Annotated in this window: 22 protein-coding genes; 16 read left to right on the top strand and 6 right to left on the bottom strand. The window is 65.8% G+C overall.

The genetic code is table 11. From position 1 onward, the window contains the following. Positions 1 to 1,059 precede the first annotated feature (1,059 nt). Entirely contained in the window at positions 1,060 to 1,947 is an 888-nt protein-coding gene (locus NA11_RS01770) for an SDR family oxidoreductase (RefSeq protein WP_167837531.1), read from the top strand. Between the two features lie 48 nt (positions 1,948 to 1,995). On the opposite strand, the gene rox is transcribed toward NA11_RS01770, so the two are convergent. Further along, positions 1,996 to 3,420: a rifampin monooxygenase gene (gene rox / locus NA11_RS01765; RefSeq protein ID WP_069159936.1), complete on the bottom strand. Its 1,425-nt coding sequence runs from the start codon at positions 3,418 to 3,420 to the stop codon at positions 1,996 to 1,998. 84 nt (positions 3,421 to 3,504) lie between these two features. Continuing rightward, positions 3,505 to 3,690 carry a hypothetical protein gene (locus tag NA11_RS01760; protein ID WP_069159901.1) on the bottom strand — a complete coding sequence of 62 codons (186 nt, stop codon included), beginning with the start codon at positions 3,688 to 3,690 and terminating at the stop codon, positions 3,505 to 3,507. A gap of 112 nt (positions 3,691 to 3,802) precedes the next feature. Here NA11_RS01760 and NA11_RS01755 point away from each other — a divergent pair, with 112 nt between their 5' ends. The 5 genes from NA11_RS01755 (at position 3,803) to NA11_RS01735 (ending at position 10,209) form a co-directional block, all read left to right on the top strand. Next, positions 3,803 to 4,741 (top strand): DUF1206 domain-containing protein, encoded by a 939-nt coding sequence (locus NA11_RS01755; RefSeq protein WP_245745658.1) that lies wholly within the window; start codon positions 3,803 to 3,805, stop codon positions 4,739 to 4,741. Between the two features lie 291 nt (positions 4,742 to 5,032). Then, positions 5,033 to 6,325 (top strand): lipase family protein, encoded by a 1,293-nt coding sequence (locus NA11_RS01750; RefSeq protein WP_245745659.1) that lies wholly within the window; start codon positions 5,033 to 5,035, stop codon positions 6,323 to 6,325. Between the two features lie 87 nt (positions 6,326 to 6,412). Continuing rightward, a complete protein-coding gene (locus NA11_RS01745) occupies positions 6,413 to 7,615 on the top strand; it encodes a PucR family transcriptional regulator (RefSeq protein WP_069159900.1) in 1,203 nt (400 codons plus the stop codon). Between the two features lie 161 nt (positions 7,616 to 7,776). Beyond that, a complete protein-coding gene (locus NA11_RS01740; RefSeq protein WP_069159899.1) occupies positions 7,777 to 8,922 on the top strand; it encodes an LLM class flavin-dependent oxidoreductase in 1,146 nt (381 codons plus the stop codon). A gap of 171 nt (positions 8,923 to 9,093) precedes the next feature. Continuing rightward, on the top strand, positions 9,094 to 10,209 hold the full coding sequence (locus NA11_RS01735; RefSeq protein ID WP_084653935.1) for a serine hydrolase domain-containing protein: 1,116 nt from the start codon (positions 9,094 to 9,096) through the stop codon (positions 10,207 to 10,209). A gap of 21 nt (positions 10,210 to 10,230) precedes the next feature. Here the strand turns inward: NA11_RS01735 and NA11_RS01730 are convergent, their stop codons facing one another. Continuing rightward, the gene (locus NA11_RS01730; protein ID WP_069159898.1) at positions 10,231 to 11,409 is read right to left on the bottom strand and encodes an acyl-CoA dehydrogenase family protein; all 1,179 of its coding nucleotides are present in this window, start codon (positions 11,407 to 11,409) and stop codon (positions 10,231 to 10,233) included. Between the two features lie 122 nt (positions 11,410 to 11,531). Next, complete coding sequence (locus NA11_RS01725; RefSeq protein ID WP_069159897.1) at positions 11,532 to 12,932, bottom strand: MATE family efflux transporter; 1,401 nt, start codon at positions 12,930 to 12,932, stop codon at positions 11,532 to 11,534. 308 nt (positions 12,933 to 13,240) lie between these two features. Here NA11_RS01725 and NA11_RS01720 point away from each other — a divergent pair, with 308 nt between their 5' ends. Further along, entirely contained in the window at positions 13,241 to 13,981 is a 741-nt protein-coding gene (locus NA11_RS01720; RefSeq protein WP_069159896.1) for a class I SAM-dependent methyltransferase, read from the top strand. 119 nt (positions 13,982 to 14,100) lie between these two features. Here NA11_RS01720 and NA11_RS01715 read toward each other — a convergent pair whose 3' ends face one another. Then, positions 14,101 to 14,898: an SAM-dependent methyltransferase gene (locus NA11_RS01715; protein ID WP_069159895.1), complete on the bottom strand. Its 798-nt coding sequence runs from the start codon at positions 14,896 to 14,898 to the stop codon at positions 14,101 to 14,103. Positions 14,899 to 15,185: 287 nt separating this feature from the next. Between NA11_RS01715 and NA11_RS01710 the strand changes: the two genes are divergently transcribed. The 3 genes from NA11_RS01710 (at position 15,186) to NA11_RS01700 (ending at position 19,881) form a co-directional block, all read left to right on the top strand. Continuing rightward, positions 15,186 to 16,064: a hypothetical protein gene (locus NA11_RS01710; protein ID WP_069159894.1), complete on the top strand. Its 879-nt coding sequence runs from the start codon at positions 15,186 to 15,188 to the stop codon at positions 16,062 to 16,064. A gap of 998 nt (positions 16,065 to 17,062) precedes the next feature. After that, entirely contained in the window at positions 17,063 to 18,610 is a 1,548-nt protein-coding gene (locus NA11_RS01705; protein WP_069159893.1) for a M28 family metallopeptidase, read from the top strand. A gap of 227 nt (positions 18,611 to 18,837) precedes the next feature. Continuing rightward, on the top strand, positions 18,838 to 19,881 hold the full coding sequence (locus NA11_RS01700; RefSeq protein ID WP_069159892.1) for a fused (3R)-hydroxyacyl-ACP dehydratase subunits HadA/HadB: 1,044 nt from the start codon (positions 18,838 to 18,840) through the stop codon (positions 19,879 to 19,881). 167 nt (positions 19,882 to 20,048) lie between these two features. Here NA11_RS01700 and NA11_RS01695 read toward each other — a convergent pair whose 3' ends face one another. After that, positions 20,049 to 20,705: a TetR/AcrR family transcriptional regulator gene (locus tag NA11_RS01695; protein WP_069159932.1), complete on the bottom strand. Its 657-nt coding sequence runs from the start codon at positions 20,703 to 20,705 to the stop codon at positions 20,049 to 20,051. 149 nt (positions 20,706 to 20,854) lie between these two features. Here NA11_RS01695 and NA11_RS01690 point away from each other — a divergent pair, with 149 nt between their 5' ends. The 6 genes from NA11_RS01690 (at position 20,855) to NA11_RS01665 (ending at position 26,657) form a co-directional block, all read left to right on the top strand. Beyond that, positions 20,855 to 21,229, top strand: coding sequence for a hypothetical protein (locus NA11_RS01690; protein ID WP_218023217.1), 375 nt, complete (start codon positions 20,855 to 20,857; stop codon positions 21,227 to 21,229). A 397-nt stretch (positions 21,230 to 21,626) separates the two neighbouring features. Next, a complete protein-coding gene (locus NA11_RS01685) occupies positions 21,627 to 22,868 on the top strand; it encodes an oxygenase MpaB family protein (RefSeq protein WP_069159891.1) in 1,242 nt (413 codons plus the stop codon). 80 nt (positions 22,869 to 22,948) lie between these two features. Next, positions 22,949 to 23,302: an ArsR/SmtB family transcription factor gene (locus tag NA11_RS01680; RefSeq protein WP_069159890.1), complete on the top strand. Its 354-nt coding sequence runs from the start codon at positions 22,949 to 22,951 to the stop codon at positions 23,300 to 23,302. After that, on the top strand, positions 23,299 to 23,946 hold the full coding sequence (locus NA11_RS01675) for an SRPBCC family protein (RefSeq protein ID WP_069159889.1): 648 nt from the start codon (positions 23,299 to 23,301) through the stop codon (positions 23,944 to 23,946). Before NA11_RS01680 ends, NA11_RS01675 begins: the two co-directional genes overlap by 4 nt. A 243-nt stretch (positions 23,947 to 24,189) precedes the next feature. Continuing rightward, entirely contained in the window at positions 24,190 to 25,281 is a 1,092-nt protein-coding gene (locus NA11_RS01670) for an AMP-binding protein (RefSeq protein ID WP_141717326.1), read from the top strand. Next, entirely contained in the window at positions 25,281 to 26,657 is a 1,377-nt protein-coding gene (locus tag NA11_RS01665) for an aldehyde dehydrogenase family protein (protein WP_069159887.1), read from the top strand. Before NA11_RS01670 ends, NA11_RS01665 begins: the two co-directional genes overlap by 1 nt. The last annotated feature ends 49 nt before the right edge of the window (positions 26,658 to 26,706 follow it).

Genomic DNA, 26,706 nt, shown 5'->3' with positions numbered 1-26,706 from the left:
TTCCCACTCAGCACTGAACCACCCCACCGGATCCCACATACCGGGATCACCGGTGCCCCTGAGACCGGCAGCCGCGCCCAGCCCCGCCCTAACGCCGAGATCCGAAGTCTCCGATCGCGAACCCTCGCAGCCGCATACTTTCTGCCGTCCCGCATACGAATTCGTCGGCGATTCGCTGCGTAGGAAATCAAAAGGCATGCGGGACAGTGTCTTTGATCTCGAAAGCTCTCGAAACGGGACCACAGCCAAGTGACCCGGCTGGGACAGGAGAACGCGTGATCGACTGCGGAGGTCAGCCGGGTACGGCAGGCGAAGCAACCACGCTAATCGGATGCAAACCCCGAGACGGCTGTACTCGTCAGGAGACCGTGGAGCCGAAGAAGTTTTGCCTTCGCCGAGCCCAAAGCGGCGCGGTGTCAGACCAACCCGGCCCGGAGGGACGCGGCTTTGGCGAGTGCGACCTTGGTTGGGGCGGGTTGCGTTTGGGGTGGTGGTTTATCCGCTGGTTGAACGGTTTCCTGGCGAGCGGGACGGTTTCGGGGTTTGCACTGGATAGCGTGGTTGCTTCGTGTGCCGTACCCGGCTGACCTCCGCAGTCAGTCACGCGTTCTCTCGTCCCAGCCGGGTCACTTGGCTGTGGTCCGGTCCAAAGATCTTGAAAGAAAATCGACGGGAGTCAAATTGAGCGTGTCGCGCGGTGTGTTGCAACCATTTGACTCCCGTCGATGAAGTTGATCAACCATTTCACTCCCGTCGATGGGGCAACAACCATTTCTCTCCCGTCAACAAGGCTGGGCAAGCACTTCCCAGTGGGCACGGTCGGGTTCGGTCAGGGGGTGATCTCCACCATGGCGTCGATCCTGCCCCGCGGTCGGGGCGGTGGATTCTTACGTGTTCTTGCTTTTGGGTTGGCGTTGCTTTGCGGATGGGCGGACAGGATGGGGTCTACGCACGGATTGAGAGGAACGACATGCCTGTATTTCTGCAACTGATTCTTACCTTGGTGACGCTCGGCCAGTTGACGAGTAGCTCGGTATGACCGGGCGAGGAGGGAATGTTATGAGCACCTTGACAATTGGCATGTCCGCTGACGAACGTCCGCTTGTGCTGCCTGCTGCGGCGACGCGGTATTGGGCGGGGCGGCACGTGGTGGTCACCGGAGGTAGTAGTGGGATCGGGTTGGCGGTGACGGAGTTGGCGCTGGCTGCGGGGGCTCGGGTCAGTGTTGTTGCGCTCGCCGACGCTGCGCTGGAACGACTTTCGGCTGGTGCACAGGCGTCGTCGGACGTGTTGACCGTGGTCGCCGCCGATGTGAGCAATCAGCAGGAGGTGGCTGCGGCGCTCGATCGGGCGCGGGTGGCCAACGGCCGGATCGACGCGGTGATCGCCTGTGCGGGCATCGCGAAGCCGAACTACTTCGAGTCGCTGACCGATGCCGACTTCACCAGGCATATGGCCGTCAATTACTTCGGCGCGCTGCACGTCATCCGGGCTGCGCTGCCTGATCTGCGCGACGGCGAACGGGCGAGCATCACGGTCATTTCGTCGATGGCGGCGGTGCTGCCGTGCTTCGGCTACGGCGCTTACAGTCCAAGCAAATTCGCGGTGCGCGCGCTGTGCGAAGTGCTGCGCCAAGAGCTGAAGCCGCACGGCATCACCGTGACGGTGGTGCTTCCGCCGGACGTCGACACACCACAGCTCGCGGCCGAGTCGGCGACGAAACCGCCTGAGCTGCAAGCGTTGAGTGGGTCGACGCCGATCACTGCCGAACAGGTCGCGCATGCCCTCTTGGTCGGTGCGGCACGTGGCGACGCCTCGGTCATACCGTCCTGGAACGCCCGCCTGTTGAGCTGGTTCGCCGGGTTCGCACCGAGACTGGTCGCACGGTTCGTGGATTGGACCATCGCCCGCGTGCAGCGCCGCCGTCACGGGCGAGGGGAAGGCTGATCGTGTTGTATCGGTGCAGGATTCGGAGCCACACCGACCCAGTAGTGCTCAGCCTGCGGCGCCGAACCACTTGGGCAGCACCGTGATCAGGTCCTGCTGATCATCGTCGACCCACGCCACGTAGCCGTCCGGCCGCAGCAGGATCGCGGGCACCTCGAGTTCCTCGCTGGTGTCGACAACGTGGTCGACGCGATCCGCCCATCCCGCCACCGAAAGCAGGCCGGTCTGATCGAGGAGCAGTCCACGACCTCCGTGCATCAGTTCGTAGAGGCGTCCGCGCCGGAGCGGCATGTCACGCAGCCGCCTGCCGAGTAGTTCGTGCCCGGCGCCGAAGTCGTAACGGATGCCGATACCGGTGAGCTTCTCGATGAGGTGCCGGTTCACCACATCGAAGTCCATCAGCTCCGCTACCAGCCGACGCACCGCCTGGGGCCCCGGCTCGGGAGTTATCAGCAGGGACTGCGCGCGCGTGGTGTTCAGCACGTCGGCGGCCACCGGATGCCGTTCGGCCTGATAGCTGTCCAGCAGATCCGCAGGCGCCGACCCGTTGATCACGGCTGCCAGTTTCCAGCCGAGGTTGAACGCGTCCTGGATGCCGAGGTTGAGGCCCTGCCCACCCAGCGGCGGATGGATGTGCGCCGCATCGCCCGCCAGCAGCGCGCGGCCGCGTCGGTAGCGCTCGGCCTGCCGAGTGGCGTCGCCGAAGCGGGCGATCCGGCGCGGTGCGTGCGCACCGAAGTCGGTGCCTGCGATCTCGCGCAGTCGCTGCGTGAATTCCGCGAATGTCGTTGGGACCGTGCGATCTTCGGCCACGTCCTCGGTGCGCATGACGAAGCCGTACACATCCTGCTCGTAGGGCACGGGTCCGAACCGCAACAGGGTGGTGCCCACGTCGGCGGCCACGGCGGCCATCTCCGCCGCAGACGCGGTCACCTCCACATGGCCGAGGAGCCACTCGACCGTGGCAGGCTCACCGGGGAAGCCGATGTCGAGCAGCTTGCGCACGGTGCTGCGGCCGCCGTCGCAGCCGACGAGGTAGCGCGCCGACAACCGGGTGCCGTCGGCCAGCTCGGCGGTCACGCCGGTGTCGTCCTGGCTCAACCCGACCAGCTCGACGCCGCGCCGGATCTCGGTGCCGAGTTCGATGGCACGCTCGGTCAGCAGACGCTCGGTAATGTGCTGCGGGATACCGAGAATCCACGGATGCGCGGTGTCCAGTCGCTCCGGCGTCGGCGTCTTGATGCCCGCGAAGAACCCGCCGAGCGGGTACTTCGTGCCGAACTCGAGGAAGCGCTCCAGCAGACCGCGCTGGTCCATCACCTCGATGCTGCGCACATGCAGGCCGAGCGCTCGTGCCTGCACGGTCGGCTCCGGCGCCTGTTCCAGCACGACCACGTGCACGCCGTGCAGTCGTAACTCGCTGGCAAGCAGCACACCGGTCGGCCCGCCGCCGGTGATGATCACGTCGATCATGAAACCCCATCCACGTTCGCGCATCCTGGTTTCCGCAGCTGCTGGCTTCGGCTGAGCGATTGTGCCGCATGGGGACAGATCCGGTCACCTTCGGGTGCGGCGCCACTTCAACGAGCGAGTCCCGGTACCGACGCCTGCCAGGTGCAGCGCGATCAGCAGCAGGCCGAGCGTGGTCAGGGTGCCTGCGGTGATGGTGTCGCCGACGGTCTCGTCCGTCAGATCGAGTATCAGCGCGAGGGCGAAAGAGACTGCGGCAGCTATTGCCATCATGGTGAACCTCCTTGTGGTGCGGAGGAATTACCCAGCGCGGACGCTGCGAACCACCCGCACCGTGTGAATCGCCACCGAGTGGGCATTACGGGCGGTGAAGGAACGAGGAATCATGAGCATTTTCCGTAGTACGAACAGATATCGGCGACATGATCGAGTCGGCACCGCGCGGCGCGGGTGGGGACGGTCCGGCGGATGGGGACGATCCGGTGGACACCGGGGTTGGGGCCGCCGCGACGATGACTACGACCGCAGATCCACGAGTTCGGGTGGGCTGGAAGCGGTTGCGCGCTTCGGGTTCATCGCACGCGGCATCGCCTACCTGGTGCTCGGCATCCTCGGATTCATGCTGGCAATCGGAACGGCCGAGCACGAACCGGACGGGGGCGGTGTGCTTGCGGCGATCGCGAGCAAGCCGCTCGGGTATCTGCTGCTGTGGATTCTGGTGTTCGGGTTCGCCGCGCTGGTTGTGTGGCGGATCGCGCAGGTCGCCGGCGCGCGGCGGACGTACTCCGGCGGGCAGCGCGCCTATGCCGTGGTGTCCGGAATCGTCTATGCCCTGGCCTTTTTGGGCACGTTCCGGTTCGTGGTGCACGGTCGGACACCGAAGCCGAGCGACGCGATCGCGCGTGATCTGAGTGCGCGCATCCTGAGCTGGGACGGCGGTCAGGTGGTCGTCCTGTTGATCGGTCTCGCCATCGTCGCCTTCGGGATCTGGCAGACGATCCGTGGCCTCGGGCTCAGCTTCGTCGACGACCTCCGCATGGGCTGGATGACCTACGGCGCGCGCCGGGCCGCGGTCTGGCTCGGCCGGATCGGCTATCTCGCGCGCGGCGCGATCGTCATCGGCGTCGGCATCGCCGCCGTGGTCGCGGCCATGAACTACGACCCCGCCGAGGCCAAGGGCATCGATGCGGTGCTGCGCGATTTCGCGGGCATGGCGTTCGGCCCGTGGCTGCTCATCCTGATCTCCCTCGGCCTGATGGCGTTCGGCGCGCTGTCGTTCCTCGAGGCCAAGTACCGCAGGACCTACGGCGGCGTCCCTGTCTGATCCGGACCGGCCTGTTCGAGCGCCACAACCCCACCGATCTGTGCAGATGCGACTGCCTGACGGTGGGGTTCGCCGTCGATTACCGAGTAGAAGAGCACCGCGCACCTGCACAACAGTGCACATGCACTAAGTCTCTGTCTGAGCTATCAGCACTATGTCGATAGCGCATTGCTGCCCCGGACTGTGAGCATGATCCTGTCGCCTTGCCGGTGTGACCTGGGCGATAGAGCAACGATGCTGATGGAGGATCACGTGGGCAAGTCTCGACTGCGTCGACTCGTCGTACTGACGATGTCGGCGTTGGTGGCGGTGGGCGGCGCGGGGGTGGCTGCGGCCGATCCCCCTTATCCGACCTTCCCACCGGACCGAAATCAGTTGCCGCAGTTGCCGACCGAACCGCAGCTGTACGACCTGCTGCCGATTCCGACGCCGCGCGAGGATCCCTGGTACAACGATCCGGAGAACCTGGATTCGTATCAGCCCGGCCAGATCGTGCGCTCTCGTGAGGTGCAGACTCGGCTGCTCGGCATCCCGTTCCCGGTGTACACCAAACAGTTGTTGTTCCGGTCGAACGATGTGCACGACAACCCGATCGTCACCGCGACGACGGTCATCGTGCCGGGTATTCCGTGGTCAGGCAGCCCGCGGCCGGTGCTGTCGTTCCAGGAGGCGATCGACTCCACCGACTCGGCGTGCAATCCGTCGTACACGCTGCAGACCGGAACCATGAAGGAAGCCGCGCTCGCGGTGTACTGGCTGACTCAGGGTTTCGCGATCAACGTGCCCGACTTCGACGGCAAATTCAACACGTTCAACACCTATGCCGAAGGCAAAATGGTGCTGGACAGCTTGCGCGCCATGAAGAACGACGCCGGACTCGGTCTCACCGATTCGGGTATCGCGCTCTACGGGTATTCCGGCGGCGGATCGGGATCCATTCGCGCCGCCGAGTTGCGCGCGACCTACGCCCCCGATGTGCGGATCCTCGCCACCTCCATCGGCGGCACGCCGGGCAACCTGGTCGGCGTTGCCGCGTACGCGACCCGCGAGCAGCCCGGCTTGACCGGCACCAGTAACTTCACGATGTGGCTCGGCCTGGCCAGCCTCGCGCGCGAGTATCCGGACGTGTTCCGGCCGGAGAATCTGCTGAACGACGAGGGGCAGCGATTGCTCCGGGATTTCCAGAGCCGCTGCTATGCGACCATCGCGCTGTCGGGCGTCTACCGGCCGCTCAGCGACTACTACCAGCCGGGCCGGTCGCTGGAGACCTCGCCGGAGATCCTGAAGGTGTTGCAGGACAACAGCCTCGGCCAGCACATCCCGGACACCCCGGTGCTGTGGTGGCACGGCATGTGGGACGAGCTGATCCCGCCCTCGGTGGTGTTGCCGACGGTGAACTCGTACTGGGAGCGCGGCGCGGATCTGCGCTTCTACACCGTGCCGGTGCCCGAGCACATCACCAACGCGGTGACCGGTTGGCCGCCCGCGGTCGCCTGGACCAGCGCGGTGCTGCGCGGGCTGCCACCCGGCCCGAAGTTCAAGGCGGACTTCCAACCGCTGCCGCCAGGGTTCCCCGGTAGCTGATGCTTCGCCCGGCGGCACGCGGGGGTGCCGCCGGGCGGAAGGACCGCGTATCCTCCGCAGGAGTTTGTGCCGAGAGGCGGGAGTCCGATGACGCACATCCCCCTGACCGGCGAACTGAACAGTGGACCGGACCGATGGCCTGCGATGATCGCCGCCATCCGGGCGCGCGCAATCGCGCTGACCGACCAGGTTCGCGTGGATGTGCCGCCGTACGACGCATTGCCAGCGTCGCTGTTCGTCGCCGATTTCGTGCCGAGCGCGCGGTTGAACCTCGAACTGTTCTTCCGCTACGCCGTCGACAACGTCGAACCCTCCGAGCACGACACCCTTCCGCTGATCGAGCGGGCCATGAAGCTGGTCAGGGACGGCATGCCGCTCGCCGAGGTGCTGACCAACTATCGCGTCGGCATCGGCTTCTTCTGGTCGCAGCTGATGCCCGCGATCGACGCGGGCGATCACCCACTCATCCCGCAGCTCGGCTTGCTGCTCACCAACTATTCGAGCCTGGTCATGTCACGCATCGCGATCGCGCTGGTCGATGATGCGCGGCAACCTCGGTGGGATCTGTTGGAGCAGAACGAGATCGCCGCCGCACTGCTCGCCGGGCGGGACCCGAGCGAATGGACCCGCGACCACGAGGTGACTTTGGCGGAGGCCTTCCTCGTCGCGGTCATCCGCCTCGGCGAGTCGGCGCCGGGCACGCTGACCGGTCTGCGCTCTCGCATCGGCAAGGTGCCCGGCGCCTTCCTGCACCGCGATCGCGGCGGCTGGACCGCGCTGGTGCCGCTCGGCCCGAACGACCATGCCGACCCGGTCGGGGCACTGGTCACCCGACTCGACCTGCGCGACAACGGATCCCATCCGCAGTTCTGGATCGGCGTCGCCACCGCGGCCGCGCACGCCGACATTCCGAGCGCGTACGCCGAGGCCCAGATCGTCGCGGAAACCGCACGCTGCCTTGACTTTTCCGCCGTCGTCTGCCGCCGCCAGGACATGATGTTCGAGTACGCGATAGCGACGACGGGCGCCGCACTGCCCAACCTCGCCGCGATCCTCGATCCGCTCGACGACCACCCGCTCCTGGTCGGCACCCTCGACCAGTACGTGGCCAACCAGTTCAACCACAACGCCACCGCCCGCGCCCTCTATATCCATCGCAACACGGTGACCTACCGACTCTCCCGCATCGCCGACTTCACCGGCTACGACCCACAGGACCCCGCAGGCATTTCCACGCTGATGGCGGCCCGCGTCGCCCGCCGTCTGGTCACCAAATCCTTCCGCACGTAGCGCGATAGCACCGACTCAGAAGGTGGAGCGGTCACTCGGACGACATCGTGCTCGATCCGGCGCAGCGTGATCTCCGCGGCGGAATCACCGGACGCGGGCGCAGCGCGACGGGATAATCGGTGGGCGCCTGGAGCGGGGCAGGCGGTCGAAAGGAGACCACTGTGGCGGACTCGACTAATGGGCGACCGTTTGCGGTTGGCACGCTTGCCGGTGGGAATCCGCCGGTCGGCGGCACGCGGTTCTTGGTGCGGATGGCTCGGCTCGGACGGCTGGATTCGGTGCTGACGCCGGATCATTTGATCAGCGTGTTTCCGAAGTCCATCTGGGACACCGACTTCACACCGCAGGCGAAGGTGGTGCGCAGCCCGGACGAGCAGCTCGATTTCGCGCCGCTGCTCGGTCATGTGGCGGCCGGGGCTGGGCGAGTGCAGATAGGCGTCGGAGCGACCGATCCGCATCGCAGGCACCCGGTGCTGTTGGCGCAGACCTTTCTGACGCTGGCGCAGATGACGAAGGTGCCGCCGATCCTCGGGATCGGATCCGGTGAGCGAGAGAACCTGGAGCCGTACGGGTTCACCTGGAATCGGCCGGTCGATCGTTTCGAGGAGGCGCTGCAGGTGCTTCGCGCGGCGCTGACCGCGCCGGAGTCGCTGGACTTCGCCGGGAAGTATTACCGAATCGACCGGGCAGTAATGGATTTGACGGTTCCGCCGGATCGGATGCCGCAGATCTGGATCGGCGCGCACGGGCCGAGGATGCTCGAGCTGACGGGGCGCTATGCCGACGGCTGGTATCCGTGGGAGACGGTGTCGCCGCAGGAGTACGAACGACGACTGCACGTGGTCCATGCGGCTGCGCGCGCTGCAGGCCGTGATCCCGACGCGATCGTGCCTGCGCAGATGATCCAAATGCTCACCGCGCGTAGCCATTCGGGTATCCGGCGACTGCTGCGCGCCCCCGCGGTCCGTTATCTCGGCTTGATGGCGCCGAACGCGGTGTGGGCGCGCTGCGGTGCGAAACATCCTTTCGGCGAGGACTTCCGAGGGCTGATCGATCTGATGCCGCATCGGCTTTCCAAAGCCGAGGTGTACGAGGCGATCGCGGAGGTCACCGACGAGGTGCTGCACGAGTGGCTCACGATCGGCACGCCGCGCGAGATTCTGGCGCACCTGCGCGAACTGTCCGACGCGGGATTGCGGCACGCCATCGTCTTTCCGGCCGCCGCGCTGGTCTCGAACGCGGACGTGGCGTTCGGATACGGGGTCGTGTTGTGGCTGGCGGCGCAGCTGCGACGACAAACGGAGTGAGCTCAGGGGTGGGGCCAGCACCACCACCAAGAAGGGTGGTCACTACCTGGGAGAGACGCACAGCTTCTTCGTAGCGTGACAATGTCCGCCACGAAGGGAAGAGTTTTGCGCATCAAGGTAAGTCGTCGACCGTTGGCCACCGCACTGACGGCCTGCGCGGTGGTAACCGTCATGGCATCGTGCAGTTCCCCAGGAACCGAGCAGGTCGGGCAGGTTCCTGCCGACCCAGGACGGGCGGCGATCGTCGACGCCCTCGGCAAGCTGATCTCGGAAGACCGCCTGCCCGGCGCTCAAGTCGTGCTCACCGAGCACGGTAAGGTCTGGACCGCTGCTGCGGGCGCGGGCGACCTCGCGCACGGCACTCCCTTCCAGGACAACGCCCGTGTACGAATCGGCAGCAACACAAAGCCTTTCGTGGCGACCGTCATGTTGCAGTTGGTCGCCGAGGGCAAGGTCGCCCTCGATGCGCCGGTGGCGCAGTACCTCCCTGGCGTCGTACAAGGTCCCGGCATCGACGGACATCGGATCACGATCCGAAACCTGTTGCAGCACACCAGCGGACTGCCGGAGTACGCGGCAGAGTTCGGCGTGACCCCCAAGCCGGGACAGCTCGACATGAACACCGAGCGCGTGCGATGGGGCAAGGTGGACATCGCCGAAGTCGTGCGCGACGCGCTCACCGCACCCGCTGATTTCGAACCAGGGACGCAATGGGCGTACTCCAACACCAACTACGCCATCGCGGGCATGGTGATCGAGAAGATCACCGGGGACACCCTTTCCGCGCAGCTCACCCACCGCATCATCGAGCCACTCGGCCTGCGCGACACCTATTACCCCGACCCTGATGAAACCGGGATCCGCGGCCCTCATCCCCGCGGCTACCGCACGACCGACGGCACCCGGATCGACTACACGGAGCAGAACGTGACATCGGCAGGCGCGGCGGGCGCACTCGTCTCCACCGGCGCCGACCTCAATCACTTCTTCACCGCCCTCCTGAACGGTGAACTGCTCCCCGCTGCCCAGCTGGCCGAGATGAAAACGACTGTCCCCCTGCCGATTCCGGGGTCGACCACCAGTTACGGGCTCGGCCTGATGCTCCGCCGACTCTCCTGCGACAAGGACGCTTGGGGCCACGGCGGCGACATCGACGGCTTCGAGACCAGAGGCGGCGTCACCACCGACGGCCACGCAATCACGATCAGCGTCAACGAGGTCCCCGAAACCGCCGAGCCCACACAGCACATCACGGCAATCGTCGACAGCGCCCTCTGCGCGCCATGACCAGCTGTGCGCTGCCGGCGCTCAGATCATCGAGCGGTAGATCCCCTGCGGTTCACCGCCGAGCTGGGTCAGCGCCGAAGCATGGAAGATCGAGCCTGGCACGTGGATCGCGTGGGCCAGTCCGGCGTGCGCGTCGCGCCAGAATCGTTGCAGCGGCGTCTTCATCTGCAAGGCACCGCCGCCCGAACGGGCGAAGATCTCGTCGACGGCTCGAACCACCCGCCACGCGGCGGCGGTCTGCGTGCGTCGACCGATGGCGCGCAACTCGAAGGTGATGTCCTGTCCCTTCTCGCTCATGTCCCAGAACCGGTCCACCGTTTCGAGGATCGCGGCCCTCGATGCCGCGATCTCGGCGGCGGCCTCGCCGATCGCGAACAGCACGTACGGGTCGTCCTTGATCGCTGTGCCCGCCACCGTGATTCGCGATTTCTGTGCGGCGAGGTGGCAGGCCAAGGCGCCCTCGGCGATGCCGATCAGCGACGAGGTGATGCCGAGCGGGAAGATGCAGGAGAACGGAAACCGGTACAGCGTCTCGGTGCGACCCGCCTCCTTCGGCGCGGTGCCCTCGAAGACTTTCGACGCATCGATGGTCCGGTGGGTGGGAACGAACGCCCCCTTGACGATCAGGTCTTTGCTTCCGGTGCCGCGCAGGCCGACGACATCCCAACTGTCCTGGTCGATGTCGTAGTCGCTGCGTGGCAGCAGCACATGCAGCATTTGCGGCGGCAGCAGTCGCTTGCCGTGCTTGTCGCCGACGGCGGCGCCGATCATCACCCACTGACAGTGGTCGGTGCCGGACGAGAACGACCAGCGGCCGCTGAGCTGGTATCCGCCGTCGACCGGAGTCGCGATACCCATCGGCGCGTACGGCGAGGCCATCCACGTGTCGGGGTCGGCACCCCACACCTCGTCTTGGGCCGCAGGATCGAAAAACGCGAGCTCCCAGGGATGTACACCGACGATGCCGGTCACCCACCCGGCGGCGCCGTCCATCGCGCCGATCGCCATGGTGGTTTCGGCGAACTCGCGCGGGTGTACTTCGAGACCGCCGTACTGCTTCGGCTGCAGCATCCGGATGGCGCCGGACTCCCGCAACCGCTGGGCCACGGTGTCGGGCAGTCGCATCAACTTGTCGCCCTCGACGCCTGCCGCGCTGATCTCGTCCGCGTACTGCTCGATGCGCTCCAGAACCTGCGCCATCACATTCCCCGTCCCTTCCGGTCCGACCACGAACCCCTAAACTAGAACGCGTTTCATTATGGTGGGGGCGGAACTCTCGAGTTTGCTCCGAGATGCCGCACGAGAATCCGTCCTGACGCAGGTCAGCGGGTTTCCGAGACGCGGAGGGCAACCCGCTGCGGCATCCGGTCGGCATCGAGATATCCGCGAAGCCGGGCGAGCGTGCCATGCACCATGAGGATCGCGGCAGTGGCGAGGCCCGCAGTCAGGCCCAACCAGACGCCGATCGCGCCGAGGCCGAGGGGGAAGGTGAGCAACAGCGCGACCGGAAGGCCGACCACCCAGTTGCCGAGCAACGATGCGCGAAAGCCGACGCCGGTCTTCGTCAGACCGCGCAGCAGGCCGACCCCGAGAGTCTGTGCCGCGTCGAAGAATTGGAGTACGACCGCGACGCAGAGAAACGTGGACGCGATCTGCAGTGTCGCCGCCGACTCCGCACCGTCGAGAAACCAGCGAAGCACCACATCGGGGGCGAGCAGGTACAGCAGCCCAGCCAGCGCCGGAATCACCGCGGCCTGCCGCACCGCCAGCCAGGTCAAGGCGTGCGCCTGCCGGTACGCCCCACCGAAAACCGCTCGGCTCAACAGGATCGAGGCACCGTGCGACAGTCCGACCGCCGCCTGCAGCACGACGTAGACGACCTGACTGACGACGTTGTGCGCGGCCAGCGTTGCCGCCCCGAACGTGCCGATCACCAGACCGAGCACCGAGAAGATGCCCGCCTCGGAGCCGAAGGTCAGTGCGATCGGGGCGCCCAGTCGTAGTTGGCCACGCACGTCCGGCCAGCGCACCGGCCAGATCCGCACCGACAGCGCCACATTCAATGCCGGATCGCGGCGCACGAGCAGCCAGAAAACCCCGGCAGTGAGCAGGAAGACCAACGATGTCGCGGCACCGATGCCGGTGAGTCGCAACGCCGGTAGCGGGCCGACGCCATAGACCAGGCACGGCACGAGCACCAGGTTCAGCAGCGCGGCGCCGAGGGAGACCATCGACGCGACTTGGGCGCGTTGCATGCCGATGGTGTACAGGCGCAGCACCTGAAACCACAAGTACGGCAGCAGCGCAGGCGCCAAGGCCACGATCATCGGTCGCGCCGCGTCGAGCACCGCCGCGTCCTGGCCGAGCCATTGCAGCGACCAACCGAACCCGATCAGCAGTAGCCCGCCGAGCACGCCGGACACCGTGGCGATCGCGAAGCTCGACCGCAGCACCGCCCTGACGTCGGAATCCGGTGCCACCTTGCGTTTTTCGGCGCTGCTCACCGCGATCGCGACGAGATTCTCGGTGCCCGTGATCACGCCGACGCAGATGCTGCGAATCTGGTTGAACAACAGCAACACAAGGCCGCCTGCGGCGATGTGGCGCACACCGAGTGTCCCCATTACCGCGTAATTGGTCGTCGACATCGCGACTTGCGTCAGCTGCACCACCGAAATCAATGCACCGAGCGTTGCCAGCCGCCGACCATCCGAATAGCTCACCAGACCTCCTCAGCCGCACCTCGGTGCCAGAAGCGGGGATCGTGCCAGGTAGGAGCGTTGAGCAACAAGCTGTTGGCAGAATACTGTGCCGTTGCGGAGTTCGACCCGAAAACGCTACGCATTCGGCTGCCGACATGCGACGCGCTCGGAGCACACACAACTGTCGGCATTCGACAGGTATTGTTCCCCCGGCTGTTCGTTTACCGAGGATTTATGCGCCGCGCCCGGACGGTGAAACCACACGCTCACGTCGGGTGTCGAACTATGCGACAGCACCGAATAGCAATTCCTACTTATGTGGAGGCGTCGTGAACTGGGAGCAGTGGCAGGACAGTTGGGACCGGCAGCAGGAGTTCTACATGCCCGACCGCGAGGAACGGTTCCGGGTGATGATCGAGCTGGTCGAGGCGGTCGGCGGCCACGCGCCCCGGGTGCTCGACCTGGCCTGCGGCACCGCGACCATCAGTCACCGGCTGTTCGCGCGGCTGCCCGAGGCGAGGTCGGTCGGGGTCGATCGGGATCCGGCGCTGCTCGCGATCGCCCGCGGTTCGTTCGAGGGCGACTCGCGGATGACGTTCGTGACCGCCGACATCAAATCGCCCGACTGGATGTCCGGCCTGCCCGACGAACCCTTCGACGCGATCGTCACCGCGACCGCACTGCACTGGCTGAAGGCCGAACCGCTCGCGCGCCTCTATGGCGACCTCGGCAAACTGTTGCGCCCCGGTGGCATCTTCCTCAACGCCGATCACATGCCGGAGCCGGGAACGCCGCTGCTCAACGCCATCGACGAGACCGTGCAGCAGGCGCACCAGCAGCGGGTAACCCGTGCGGGCAGCATGGACTGGGAAGACTGGTGGGTCGCGGCCGCCGCCGACCCGCAGCTCGCGGCCGAGGTCGCGGCCAGCCGCGAGATCATGAGCACCCACGTCAGGGGTGAGGAGCATCCGGCGGGGTGGCACATCGCGCAGCTGCGCGAGGCCGGCTTCCTGGAGGCGGGCATCGCGTGGCGCTCGGTGACCGACGCTTTGGTCGCCGCCATCCGCTGACCGCGGCGGCCAACCGGTCACGAGCCGCTCAGGGGAGCACCGTGCACTAATCCGGATCACCCGTCGCCCAGTTCATTCCGCACTGGGTACCGGGTGATCCGGATGTGCCCCGGCGTGGTTCAGACCTTGCGGGCGATACCGCCAACCATCAACCGCTGGCCGATGCTCAACGGACTCGACACCTCGCCGTCGGGATGCCATTCGGGCAGGTAGACCAGGCCGGGCTCGACCAGATCGAGGCCGCGGAACAACCCGAGAATCTCTTCCTCCGTGCGGAAGCGGCCGGTGCCGAGGAATTGCAGGAACGACTTCTCCAACTCGCGCGCCTCCGGGCCGGAGTCGCAGAAGTGGGTGATGAACACGTAGCTGCCCGCGGGCACGGCGGCGATATACTGGTCGACAATGCCTGCCGGGTCTTCGTCGTCGTGCAGGTGATGCAGGATGCCGACGAGCAGCACCGCCACCGGTTCCGCGAAATCTATCGTCTGCTGGACATCCGGGTCGGCCAGCACCGCCGCGGGCGCGCGCATGTCCGCCGCGACGACCGTCGTCCGCTCCTCGTCGGCCACCAGAGTTCGACCGTGTGCCAACGCGATCGGATCGATGTCGACATAGACGACGCGCGCCTCCGGCTGCAGCGCCCCCGCCACCTGATGGGTGTTCTCCATGGTCGGCAATCCGGCGCCGAGATCAAGGAATTGTTTAATGCCCGCTACGCCTGCCAAATAGCGCACGCCTCTACCGAGCATCGCCCGGTTCACCTTGGCCACCTCCGCGACCTCGGGCACCGTCTCGGCGAGGTGCTCGACGACCGCATGATCGGCAGGGAAATTATCTTTTCCGCCTAGTAACGCGTCGTAGACGCGCGCAATACTCGGCTTGGATGTGTCGAACTCCGCTGACTCCGAACCTGACATTGTTCGTCCTCTCGCATGACACCCGCAGGGTCACTGTCCCGCTCCTCGCATGCACCTAAGCATGAATGTTCAACCATGGCGGCACATTTACTGAACCGTGACACACATGAGCGGCCTGTCGCGCGAAAGTCGGCCGAATGTTCGATATCTCGGCCGAGATCTGCATCGAATATGCGAGTTTCCTCGTCCGGACTTCACATTTGGTGTAAGTGGTTGAGTCGCGGTGTACTTCGCGGACCGGGATCGAGACGGCAGTTCTCGGACACACCGTCTACTTGCATGCGTGAGTGGCGGTCGGCTTCGTCGATGTCGAGGTCGGGGTTGTCGTCGACGTCGGGGTTGTCGTGCGCGACCGAGTCGTCGTCGGCACGTGCGCGACTGTCGGTGTCCCCGTTGGCGTCTTGGCCACGGATGCGGTGGCACAGCTGGTCGGCGCCGGGCTGGACGACTTCGCCGGTGACGGTGTCGTCGTGGTCGCGGGGACGGTCACGGTCACCGTGCTCGTGCTCGGTTTCGGTGCGGTCGTGGTGGTGGTCGCGGGGACGATCACGGTCACGGTCACCGTGGACGGTCGCGGTGTCGTCGTCCAGCTCGGGACGACGACGGTGACGGTGGACGGCCTGCTCCACGGATCCGGGTCGGGCTGTATCGAAATGCCGCCGGTGATCGAGAAACTGGGGAACGCCCACGGGCTGGAGGTGGCCGTGACCGTGGTCGTGCTGGTCTCGGTCACCGTGCTGGTTTCCGTGGTGTCCGTGGCGCTGGTGATGGGCTCGGCCGAGGCCGTCTCCGTCACTGTCACGGTTTCCGGGGCGATCGGCCCGGCGCCATCGACCGACGCGTTCGGGTCCGCGGCGGGAGGCGGTGCTTCAGTGGGTGTTTCGGCGACGACGCTGGTCGTGCTCGACTCGAGCGCGACGGTGCTCGTCATGCTGCCGTGCAGCAGCTGCGAGAGATCGCCGAAATTCTGCGTCCCAGAAGAGGTCCCGGCGGCGCCCAACCCGTCGCTGCCCGATTTGTTTCCCATCGCGATCGCTCCCCCGGCCGACGCGACGATCACGACCGCAGCGACCGCGGCGTACGGAAGGTGTCTACGCGCATCACCCGTGGTCACGTACTCGGTGACACGACGCCACGTCCGCACAAACGGCGACGCGACCTCCTGATCGGAAGTCGCGTCGTCGTCGCAGGCCTGCTCGTCCAACAGCGCCGACGTGTCCGTGGAATCCACACCAGTGCCGACCTTTTCGCCAGCATCGGGAATGCTGATGACTTCGGTTGCCTCGGGATCCTGGTCGTCGGGTTCTTTGTTGGCGAGCACGAGATGATGCCTTCTTCTCTGAGTATCAGGAGCCGGTCAGCATGCCGCGCAGGAGCCGACCGAGGATGCCCCCGGCGCCTTCCGCGGAACCAGAGCTGCTTCCCGACGACCCGAACGAACCCGACGACCCAGTGGTCGACGACCCCGTTAGTCCTGGGCCGGAGAACGACGATCCGGTACCCAATTGACTGGACTCATCCGTGTTTTGCACGACCGGCTCGACCGACACAGTGCCGGTGACCGGAACAGGCTGTGCGGTCGCGGTAACCGCAGGCAACACGAGAGCCCCCAACATGGCGCCGGCCACAATTCCGGCAGAAATTGCATTGAACTTACGCATAGAACCGAAAACCTTTCATAGCTACACAAACCAGCACTGGGCGACCGGTATCAGGCAGAAGAGTAGCGGTGGGACAAATCAGGTCCAGGTCAAACCATCCGTGGGTGAAGCGGGTCGGGAGATTGCGCGTATCACGTTAGCGGGCAAGAGCTTCCGCACTCAGTTCCCACTCAAGTGGTGACCGTCGCGACGCGCTGTCCGCGAGGTAGAAGCGCACGACAGGCGACTCCTCCTTCCCCGGCAGCCTTCGGCCGATCGTCGGAAACCTGCCCCACCGTACGGCCGGGCTGATCCGGCTACCCACCGTTGATCCCGGTCACCGGAACCGACCGGCGGAAATCGTTGTCGAGTACCGCGGATTCATCGAGGGTGGCTCGCCGCATGAATCATGGTGTGACTATTGGGAACTGGTTCCCACTGTGTTCAAGTGGGATTTTACGAAGGCGTCGAATCCGCTTAATCTCCGACCATCGGGATTCAACCGTCCCTTTGGAGGAGCCGTCATGCCCCGCATTTTCTGCCGCGCCAGAGCCGGCCACGTAATTGCCGCCGCCACTGCGCTACCCGTTGTTTTGTCGCTCGTGTTCGCGGGTTCGGCACACTCGGAACCAAGCGCCGCACCCGAGCGACAATTGGTCGACTCGGTCCAGGTGCCGAACATCAAACGCCACCTCGACAAATTTCAGTCGATCGCCAACGCACACAACGGAACCCGTGCCGCAGGCACGCCGGGCTACGACGCCTCCCGCGACTATGTGGCCGAAAAGCTGCGTGGCGCAGGCTATCAGGTGACGGTGCAGAAGTTCGATTTCCCGTTCTTCAAGGAAAAGTCGACGGGGGTCATGGACCAAATCTCCCCCAACGCCAAGACATACAAGCCGACCCCGCCCGGCAGCAGTACCCTCGGCGACTTTGCGACACTGACCTATTCGGGCTCGGGCGACACCAAGGCCACGGTGCAGGCTGTCGACCTCACGCTGCCGCCGACTCCGGAGCCGAGCTCGACCTCCGGCTGTGAGGCCACCGACTTCGCCGGTTTCAAAGCGGGCAACATCGCGCTGCTGCAGCGCGGCACCTGCCCCTTCGCCGACAAGGCCAAGAATGCCCAGTCCGCAGGGGCATCCGGCGTGATCATCTTCAACGAGGGTCAGCCGGGCCGCACCGACACCTTCGGCGGAACCCTCGGCGGACCTGGCTTCACGCTGCCGGTGGTCGGCGCGAGCTTCGCCGTCGGCCAGGAACTCGCCGCAACGGCCAACGTTGTCGTTCGACTCAAGACCGACACCGAAAGCACCACTCGCGCAACCAGTAACGTCATCGCGGAGACCAAGCGCGGCAACGCGGACAAGGTCGTGATGGCGGGGGCGCACCTGGACTCGGTGCTCGCCGGACCCGGCATCAACGACAACGGCTCCGGTAGCGCGGGCCTGCTCGAGGTCGCGCTGCAGACGGCCATGTTCACGCCGAAGAACAAGGTCCGCTTCGCCTGGTGGGGCGCCGAGGAACTCGGCCTGCTCGGCTCCGAGCACTACGTGGCGAGCCTGTCCGAGGCAGACCGCAAGAAGCTCGGGCTCTACCTCAACTTCGACATGATCGGTTCGCCGAACTACGCGTACAAGATCTATGACGGCAGTGAAGGCGGACCGGCAGGCTCCGCGGAGATCGAGAAGAACTTCGACCGCTACTTCGACGCCCTGCGCCTCCCGCACGTCACCACCCCGTTCGACGGCCGCTCTGACTACGGCCCATTCATCGCGGTCGGGATCCCGGCCGGCGGTCTGTTCACCGGCGCGGAGGGCATCAAGACGCCCGAAGAGGCGAAGATGTTCGGCGGCGAAGCGGGCAAGCCCTACGACGCCTGCTACCACGGAGCCTGCGACAGCACCAAGAACATCAACGAGAAGGCGCTGCGGGTGAACACCGGCGCGATCGCCTTCTCGGTCGCGACCTACGCCTTCAGCGACAACCCGCCCGGCAAGGCGGGCGAGACGAAGACCGCTGCACCGCAGCGCGCAAAGGACGCCCCCTACAAAGGTGGCCTGATCCGGTAACCCGAACCACGAACACCCCATGACAGAACGCCCCCCGGCGCGATCCGCAGCGCACCGGGGGGCGTTCTGCTGTTCCGCGCCGGCCACAAGCCGCACCCACCCTGGGTGCCGGATGCGTCCAGCGGATAGGTTGTGGCCCAGTGTCACAACGAGGCGACCCGAATGCGCCCGTCGTTGGCACCGCACAGTTCCGGTTCACCGGGGGCCGAGACCAGGAAGGCAGCTCAATGGAAGCGACGTTGGACGCGGTCGGGCACATGGAGTCGTTGGTGGGACATCACTACCGAGTCGACGACTACTACGAGGTCGGACGGGAGAAGATCCGCGAGTACGCGCGCGCCGTGCAGGATTTCCATCCGGCGCACTGGAGCGAGGACGCCGCGGACACGCTCGGTTACACCGGACTGGTCACGCCGACCACCTTCGTCTCGATCCCCGCGATGCTGGCCAACCGCAGGCTCTTCGAGACCGTGATCACCGGCTACGACGTGTTCGTGCAGACCGATCAGGTCTTCGAGATGCACAAGCCGGTGGTCACCGGCGACCGGCTGGTCAGCGATGTCGAGCTGGAATCGGTCCGGCGGATCGCGGGCCGGGATCTGCTCACCGTCAAGAACACCTTCACCGACCAGACCGGCGAGGTGGTGCAGGTCATGCACACGACCGTCGTCGGCGTCACCGGCGAGGAAGTCGACGCCGGCATCAGCGACGCCGTCAAACGAGTGGTCATGCACGGCATCGAAGTTCCCTCCCGGACCAAGGTCGCCGAGCCTGCCGCGACGAATGGCGGTAGGGCACCGGACGCCGGGCTGCACCTGTCCCAGGCGACCCGAACGCGGGTGCCCCGCACCGCGATCCGATTCGACGACGCCACCGTCGGTCTCGAGCTTCCGCCTCGGATCGCGACCCTGACGCGCGGTGATCTGGTCAACTACGCGGGCGTGGCCGGTGACGCGAACCCGATCCACTGGGCGGACAGCGTTGCACCGCTCGCCGGGCTCCCGGATGTCATCGCGCACGGGATGCTCACGATGGGGCTCGGCGCGGGCTTCCTCACCGAATGGCTCGGCGACCCGGGCGCCATGACCCGGTACGCGGTTCGTCTGTCGAATTACACTGTCGTCGAATCGAACACCGTCGGCAGCGTCGAATTCACCGGGCGCATCAAATCTCTCGACCCCGAAACGAGGACCGCGGTCATCGTCCTCGTCGCGAAGTCGGCCGGGCGCAAGATCTTCGGCCTCGCCACCGCCGAGGTTCGGCTCCGGTGAGCTGAACCGGTCCGCGATCGATCACGGCCGGTCGAGGTTCTAGGACGGCCAGAGTTCACTCCCGACACGGACCAGGACATCGATCTGGGCCGGGTTGTACAGGTCGAACAAGGCTTCGGTGAGCGTGTTCACGGCGAACTGCTGACCGCGTGGCGAATCGGCGACGGTCAACCCTGCGCCGGAGTCAGGAGGTCAGCGACTTCGTCGGCGAACAGCAGGGCGGGGTCGAACCCCATTCCGGCGAAATGGCCTGCGAGTTCGAGGGAGAGCACGCCGTGCACCCTGGTCCAAAAGGACAGTGCCCGATGGAGAGTCGTGGTCGACGCCGGATGGCCGCCTGCCCATTCTCGGTGGTGGTCCAGGTGCGCGTCGAAAGGCGTTGCCTGCTTGTCGATCGCCTGCGCGGCGTGCGCGTTGATCAGCACCGTCATGATCTCGTTCGAGATCTTCGTTGTGTCGGCGGGTGCGTGGTAGCCGGGTACGGGGGTGCCGTAGACGAGGAAGTACCGGTGCGGGTCTTCGAGCGCCCAGTCTCGGAGGGCGAGGGCCAAACCAGTGATGTCCGAACCGGATTCGGCGACCGCCTGGACGGTGTCGGCCAGGCTGCGGTAGGCGTCGCGGATGAGCTCGGTGAGTAGTTCGTCGCGGCTGGCGAAATACCGGTAGAGCGCGGGGCCGCTCATGCCCATGTGTTTGGCGATCGCGTTGAGCGACAGCGCGGAAACACCCGTGGTCGCCAGCTGCTCCCACGCGTGCTGCTTGATCTCCGCCTGCACCTGGTCCCGGTAGCGCTCGCGCGGCGTCTTCCCACCGGTGTCTGCCATCAGCACTCCCTATCCACGCAACGCCATCGAAGTTTAGTTAGAGCCTATCACTTTCCCTATTGACGCTCACCAACATCGAGTTATAACCTCTAACCAGAGCGAGTGATGCTAACTAAATGCCGAGAACGGCCGTTGAACAGGAGAGAACCATGCTTGATACCCAGCAGGAGCAGACAGTGCCCACCACGATGTCGCACCGCACCCGCCGCCCGGCCACACGGTCGGTCATCATTTCCGCCTGGGTCGTACCGGTCCTGATCATCGGCCAATTCGCCATGGTCGCCATCATCCCGGTCGCACTGGTGCTGATCGGCACGCTGCGCAACGCCCACCTCCACGCCCTGCGCTGGTGGGCCGCCGCCCTCGCGACGGCCTACGGCACCGCCCTCGCCCTCTGGGCCATCGGCCCCGACCGCGCCCCGAGCCTCTCCAAAGACCTCAGCCATGCCCTCGCAGGCATCATCGTCGCCGCAGGCATCGCAGTCGCCCTCCGCTACCACCTCATGCGACGGAAGCAGAGCTGAATCCAGCTGGAGCGCAACACAATCTGCCAACCGGCCGCTAGAGATCAGGCGACCTGAGCAGCGAGACCGACTCGAACCATTCAGCGAAGTCGTTATAAGTTATCGATCATTAAGATCTGCACTTATCAACTGGAGCCTGCAGGCACAGCGTGTACGTCCAACACACCGGCAATGCCGAGCCCATGGATAGCGAGCAAATGTCGAGTTAGACAGAGACAATCGCATCACGTTCAGCCGGGCTAGCGCGAATCAATGCAGTTCTTCCAAAGCCGAGACGCCAGGCCGACAAACCTGTTAAGTTAATCACTATTCTTCTACCACCAAGGCGCGGATCGGCACCTATCGGCCGGGCAGTGCGTCGACATGGTGGTGTCCAGGCTCGGCGAGGAGTAGCGACATGGACAAACTCAGTAGGCGGACCGCGTTGAAGGCAGGCGGGGTGCTTGGGGCGCTCGGCTCAGTGGCGATGGTGGCACCCGGTCGGGCGGAACCGTGGAGCTGGTCGCCGGGCGGGTCGGTGGCAGGGACCGGGTCCGGGGTCGATCCGATGGGAGTGTGGGATGCGGAGGCAGATCCCTTGGTGGCCGGGCTGATCGAGCGCGGCGAGGTACCGAGGGTGAACGAGTTGTTGCGGACGTGGACCCGGAACGGACAACCGTTGCCTGCTGGATTGCCAACGGAGTTAAGGGATTTCATGGAGTACGCGCGGCAGCTGCCGCAGTGGGCCGATCCGGGCAAGCTGGGGACCTCGGTCGAATTCACCAAGAAGCGTGGTCTGTATCTCGGCGTGCTGTACGGATTGGCCAGCGGCATGATGAGCACGGTCATTCCGAAGGAAGCGCGGGCGGTCTACTACTCCAAGGGCGGTCATGATCTGAAGGACCGGATCTCCAAGACCGCGAAGCTCGGCTACGACATCGGCACCGCGAATGCCTATGCGCCCGATGGCGAGATGGTCGTGACGTGCGTGAAGACCCGGCTGGTGCACGCGGCGGTTCGCCATCTCCTTCCACAGTCCCCGCACTGGGTGTACGCAGCCGACGAGGACATTCCGATCAGCCAGAACGACATGATGGTGACCTGGCACAGCTTGCCGACAACTGTCATGAAGCACCTGACAGCGTGGCGGGTGCCCATTCCGGCGCACGAGTCCGACGCATTCCTGCACTCGTGGCAGGTGTGTGCGCACCTGCTCGGCATCCGCGACGAGTACATCCCCAACTCGTGGGGCGCGGCCGATTCCCAAGCGGCCCAGGTCCTCGACCCGATTCTGGCCCCGACTCCCGAGGGTGCCGCGCTGGCCGACCGGCTGTTGCGGCTCGGCGTGAACATCGACCTCACCGTGCTCAGCAAGCCGGTGCTCGGCGCCTTCACCCGCTTCCTGCTCGGCGATCCGATCGCCGACGGGCTGGCCATCCCGCGGGAACCGGTCTGGGATCCGCTGCTCAGAGCGAGCTGGGGTCCTTTCATCGCGGTCCGCGAGGGCCTGCTCCCCCTCGTCCCGCTGGCGCCGGACGCCTACTGGCTCTTCGACGAGTTCCTCCGCCAGGCAGCCCTGCTCTACCTGGCCGAACTCCGCATGCCGATCAGCATCGAACTCCCCCGACACAACCGCGACATGAGCCAACCACCCCGCTGACCTGCCGAGGGCGGTGCGCTCGCTCGCCGGTTTCTATATTCGGCCTTGACTTATATAAGCGCGGCCTTAATTATTGAGTCATGCACGCGTTCGATGTTCTCGGGGATCCGGTGCGACGGCGGCTGCTCGAGCTGCTCGCCGAGGGTGAACGGACCGCAGGTGAGTTGGCCGCGGTCGCACACGAGGAGTTCGGGATCAGCCAGCCCGCAGCATCCCAGCACCTGAAAGTGTTGCGCGAGAACGGCTTCGCCACCGTGCGACCAGAAGGTGCGCGACGGCTCTACGTTGTCGACACCACACCACTGCGTGAGGTGGACCGTTGGCTCGAGCACTTCCGGCACTTCTGGACGTCGCGGATGGCGGCACTGGACACCGAAATCGCCCGCGGCAAGCGCATTCGCGCGCAACACCACGATGAAGGGAATCCGGAATGACCGAGCCGACCATGGACACCGATCAACAGCTCGACGCCCTCGATCGCACGTTGAAGACCGACGAGCACGGCGAAACAGTCAGTGCCACACTCGGATTGAGTCAGGTCTACGCGACAGACATCGACGATCTCTGGGACGCGTGCACCTCCACCGAGCGGCTGGCTCGCTGGTTCGCACCGGTCAGCGGTGAGCTGCGCGTCGGCGGACGGTTCCTGGTGCAGGACAATGCCGGCGGCACCGTCGAAAGCTGCGATCCGCCCCATGGATTCACCACTACCTGGGAGTTCGGCGGCGAAACGTCGCGCATCGAGGTACGGCTCACTGCGGAGTCCCCCGAACGGACCAGGATGACCCTGACGCACAGCGGCGAAATCGACAGTGCGCGTTGGTCGGAGTTCGGCCCCGGCGCGATGGGTGTCGGCTGGGAACTCGGCTTCGCCGGCCTCGGCCACTACCAGAGCACCGGCGCGAGCACGCCGCTGGAGGCCTCCGAGTGGCTCCACACGGCCGACGCCAAACGCTTCATCACCGAAAGCAGCCGCCGATGGGCCGAGCAGGCGCGCGCGGCGGGGATGCCGGACGACGCCGCGCAGGCCGCACACGAACGCACCGCGGCGTTCTACACCGGCACCGAAATGAACTGAGCGGTCGCGTATTCGACTGCCGGTGCGCGTCGGCAATGACCGCTTGATGTGATCATCCGACCACATTCTGTCGGCGGGCCGCACTGTCCGCTCCCCCGGCGGCAGTGCGGAACCGCAAGTTCGACAGCCGGTTTCGATCGGGGGATCGAACCGCGAGAGTGACAGGTTGGCCGCCGGTCGGGCACGGGAAGATTGCCCCATTCGAGCGAAATGCCCGATCGGGGCTTTATCTGGAGGCCGCTAGTGCTCCCTGAAATCTTGGACATCGACCATCGCGAGCTGGCGGCGGGCCATCCGGACGACTATATCCGCGCCCTCATGCAATGGCATTTCAGTGCGGATACCGGGAGCCCATTCTGGCTCAGGCGGGCGAAGACACTGGATTTCGACCCGCGCAAGGACGTGCGAACATTCGACGATCTCCGCCTTTTTCCGAATGTAGTCAATGAATTTCGCGATGTGGCCATCGAAGAGATGATCCCGCGCGGTCTCACCGGTGCCGACCGGACGATTGCCGGGATCTACGAGAGCGGCGGAACCACCGGGGCGCCGAAGCGGTTCGTGATGTTCGACCGGTGGATGGAGTTCGCGCTGAGCTGGGACGAGCACCACTACGCCGACCTGGGCGACGCGAACGTCCTCGCGGTGACGCCGAGCGGTCCGCACATGTTCGGCGAATTCGCCGAGCGTCGGGCCCGCCGACACCGGGGCGTGCGATTCACCGTCGATCTCGACCCGCGCTGGATCAAGCAGATGATCAGCCGGGGCGACGTCGCCGATACCGACCGGTACGCCGCGCACATCGTCGATCAGGCCGCCCATATTCTGACGACCCAAACCGTCGGTATCCTCATCACCACACCGCCGATCCTCGAACGCCTCGCCCAGCGCGACGAATTGGTCGAGCTGGTGCGCAAGAACATCCGGCTCATCTGCTGGAGCGGCGCACACATGGACGCGGATTCGCGCACCGTTTTCCGCGAGGAGATATTCCCCGGCATTCCGCTGAAAGGCCTCTACGGCAGCACCACCATCCTCGGCATGTCGCGGGAACGCGATGAGGAGCGCCCCGACGGGTTGCCGGTATTCGACACACCGAGCCCCTATATCGCGTTCCGCGTGGTGGATCCGGACACCGGAGCGGACGTCGGCTACGGCGAACGCGGGCAGGTCGTCATGAACCATCTCACCAAATACGCACTGCTGCCGAACAATCGGGAACGCGATCTCGCCATGAAGGTCGAACCACCGGACCACATCCTCGGCTGTTCGGTCGCCGACGTCGGACCGGTGCGCTCGTTCGACAACGTCGAGATCATCGAGGGCGTCTACTGATGGGCGAGTTGATGATCGACGCGCTCGGCCCGAACGGCGCGTTCCGTGCGCACGACCGCGCACCGTTGATCTCGGTGTCCGGCAAGCACATCGGCGACATCAGCCAGGTGCCACCACTGTATGTGCGGCGCACGATGACGGCGATGCGGCGCGCCAAGACGCTGCCGCTCGCCGAACGTCTGACGGCGCTCGAGCGCGCGGCCGACCTCTTCCTCTTCGGCGTCGTCGACGGGCTCGACCCCGGCGAGTACGCCCGCCTGGTGTCGACCACCTCCGGGGTGCCGATGACCGTGGTGCTCGAGGCGGTGCACTGGGTCGCGGAGGTGCTGCGCCAGCAGCGTGTCACCGTCGGGCTCGCGATGCCCAAGGGCGCCGTCGAGGACTGGTCCGACCCGCTGACGAGCGAAGGCTCGGCCGTCTGGACCCGCAAGGGTGACGTGTTCGCGGTGCACGCCGCAGGCAATACGCCTGCGGTGCACGGACTTTGGCCGGAAGCGCTGGCGCTCGGCTATCGCGTTGCGGTGCGCCCGTCCACCCGTGAGCCGTTCACCGCTGCCCGGCTGGTCACCGCATTGCGGATGGCAGGCTTCCCGCCTGCGACTGTCACGTTGCTTCCCACCGACCATGCGACCGCGGACGTGATCATCGCCGAAGCGGACTTCGCCATCGTCTACGGCGGCGACGACGTCGTCCAGAAGTACGGCGCGAATCCGCGGGTGCTCACCCAGGGCCCTGGGCGGTCCAAGATCCTGGTCACCTCGGACGTGGACTGGCGCGACCATCTCGCGCTGATCGCCGAGTCGGTGAGCCATCTCGGCGGCACCGCATGCACCTGCGCGACCGCGGTACTCGTCGAGGGTGATCCCGAACCGCTGGCGCGCGCGTTAGCCGAAGTGCTGCAAGACATTCCGAGTCTGCCCGCAGATGACCCGCACGCGATCCTCACCGTGCAGTCGACCGACTCGGTGCGCGCCGTCGACGCCTACCTGCACCGGGTCGCCGACGGCGCCGTCCCCGTGCTCGGCGGTGACACGATCGTCGACGAGCTGGCCACCGGCGGCGCTGTCCTACGCCCCGCAGTGCATCTGGTGTCGAGCAGCACGGCACCGCAACTCAACATCGAGCTGCCCTTCCCCTGCGTCTGGGTCGGGCCATGGTCACCCTCCGACGGCGTTGTCCCGCTGCGAGATTCGCTGGTGCTGACCGCCATGACGCACCGGCACGAGCTGATCGACGCACTCCTCGACGAACCGACGATCACCAACCTCTACCTCGGCGACAACCCGACCACCTGGCTGCGCCCCGGCGTCCCGCACGACAGCTATCTCGCCGAATTCCTCATGCGGACCAAGGGAATGATCCGCTCCGGAGTGTGAGCCCGGTCGCCGCGCGGCAGGCCTGCCGCGCGGCGTATGGCGGGCACCG

It is taken from the genome of Nocardia altamirensis NBRC 108246 (assembly GCF_001612685.1).
Lineage (GTDB): Bacteria > Actinomycetota > Actinomycetes > Mycobacteriales > Mycobacteriaceae > Nocardia > Nocardia altamirensis.
The sequence above is the reverse complement of the archived record's forward strand: the minus strand, read 5'-3'. Positions and strand labels throughout refer to the sequence as shown.

Coding starts and splice junctions, on each gene's coding strand:
- NA11_RS01700 (WP_069159892.1), top strand. CDS start 18,838: ATGGAAGCGACGTTGGACGCGGTCGGGCACATGGAGTCGTTGGTGGGA.
- NA11_RS01750 (WP_245745659.1), top strand. CDS start 5,033: ATGTCGGCGTTGGTGGCGGTGGGCGGCGCGGGGGTGGCTGCGGCCGAT.
- NA11_RS01755 (WP_245745658.1), top strand. CDS start 3,803: ATGAGCATTTTCCGTAGTACGAACAGATATCGGCGACATGATCGAGTC.
- NA11_RS01745 (WP_069159900.1), top strand. CDS start 6,413: ATGACGCACATCCCCCTGACCGGCGAACTGAACAGTGGACCGGACCGA.
- NA11_RS01735 (WP_084653935.1), top strand. CDS start 9,094: ATGGCATCGTGCAGTTCCCCAGGAACCGAGCAGGTCGGGCAGGTTCCT.
- NA11_RS01690 (WP_218023217.1), top strand. CDS start 20,855: ATGCTTGATACCCAGCAGGAGCAGACAGTGCCCACCACGATGTCGCAC.
- NA11_RS01770 (WP_167837531.1), top strand. CDS start 1,060: ATGAGCACCTTGACAATTGGCATGTCCGCTGACGAACGTCCGCTTGTG.
- NA11_RS01715 (WP_069159895.1), bottom strand. CDS start 14,898: ATGTCAGGTTCGGAGTCAGCGGAGTTCGACACATCCAAGCCGAGTATT.
- NA11_RS01680 (WP_069159890.1), top strand. CDS start 22,949: ATGCACGCGTTCGATGTTCTCGGGGATCCGGTGCGACGGCGGCTGCTC.
- NA11_RS01675 (WP_069159889.1), top strand. CDS start 23,299: ATGACCGAGCCGACCATGGACACCGATCAACAGCTCGACGCCCTCGAT.
- NA11_RS01685 (WP_069159891.1), top strand. CDS start 21,627: ATGGACAAACTCAGTAGGCGGACCGCGTTGAAGGCAGGCGGGGTGCTT.
- rox (WP_069159936.1), bottom strand. CDS start 3,420: ATGATCGACGTGATCATCACCGGCGGCGGGCCGACCGGTGTGCTGCTT.
- NA11_RS01695 (WP_069159932.1), bottom strand. CDS start 20,705: ATGGCAGACACCGGTGGGAAGACGCCGCGCGAGCGCTACCGGGACCAG.
- NA11_RS01730 (WP_069159898.1), bottom strand. CDS start 11,409: ATGGCGCAGGTTCTGGAGCGCATCGAGCAGTACGCGGACGAGATCAGC.
- NA11_RS01665 (WP_069159887.1), top strand. CDS start 25,281: ATGGGCGAGTTGATGATCGACGCGCTCGGCCCGAACGGCGCGTTCCGT.
- NA11_RS01705 (WP_069159893.1), top strand. CDS start 17,063: ATGCCCCGCATTTTCTGCCGCGCCAGAGCCGGCCACGTAATTGCCGCC.
- NA11_RS01760 (WP_069159901.1), bottom strand. CDS start 3,690: ATGATGGCAATAGCTGCCGCAGTCTCTTTCGCCCTCGCGCTGATACTC.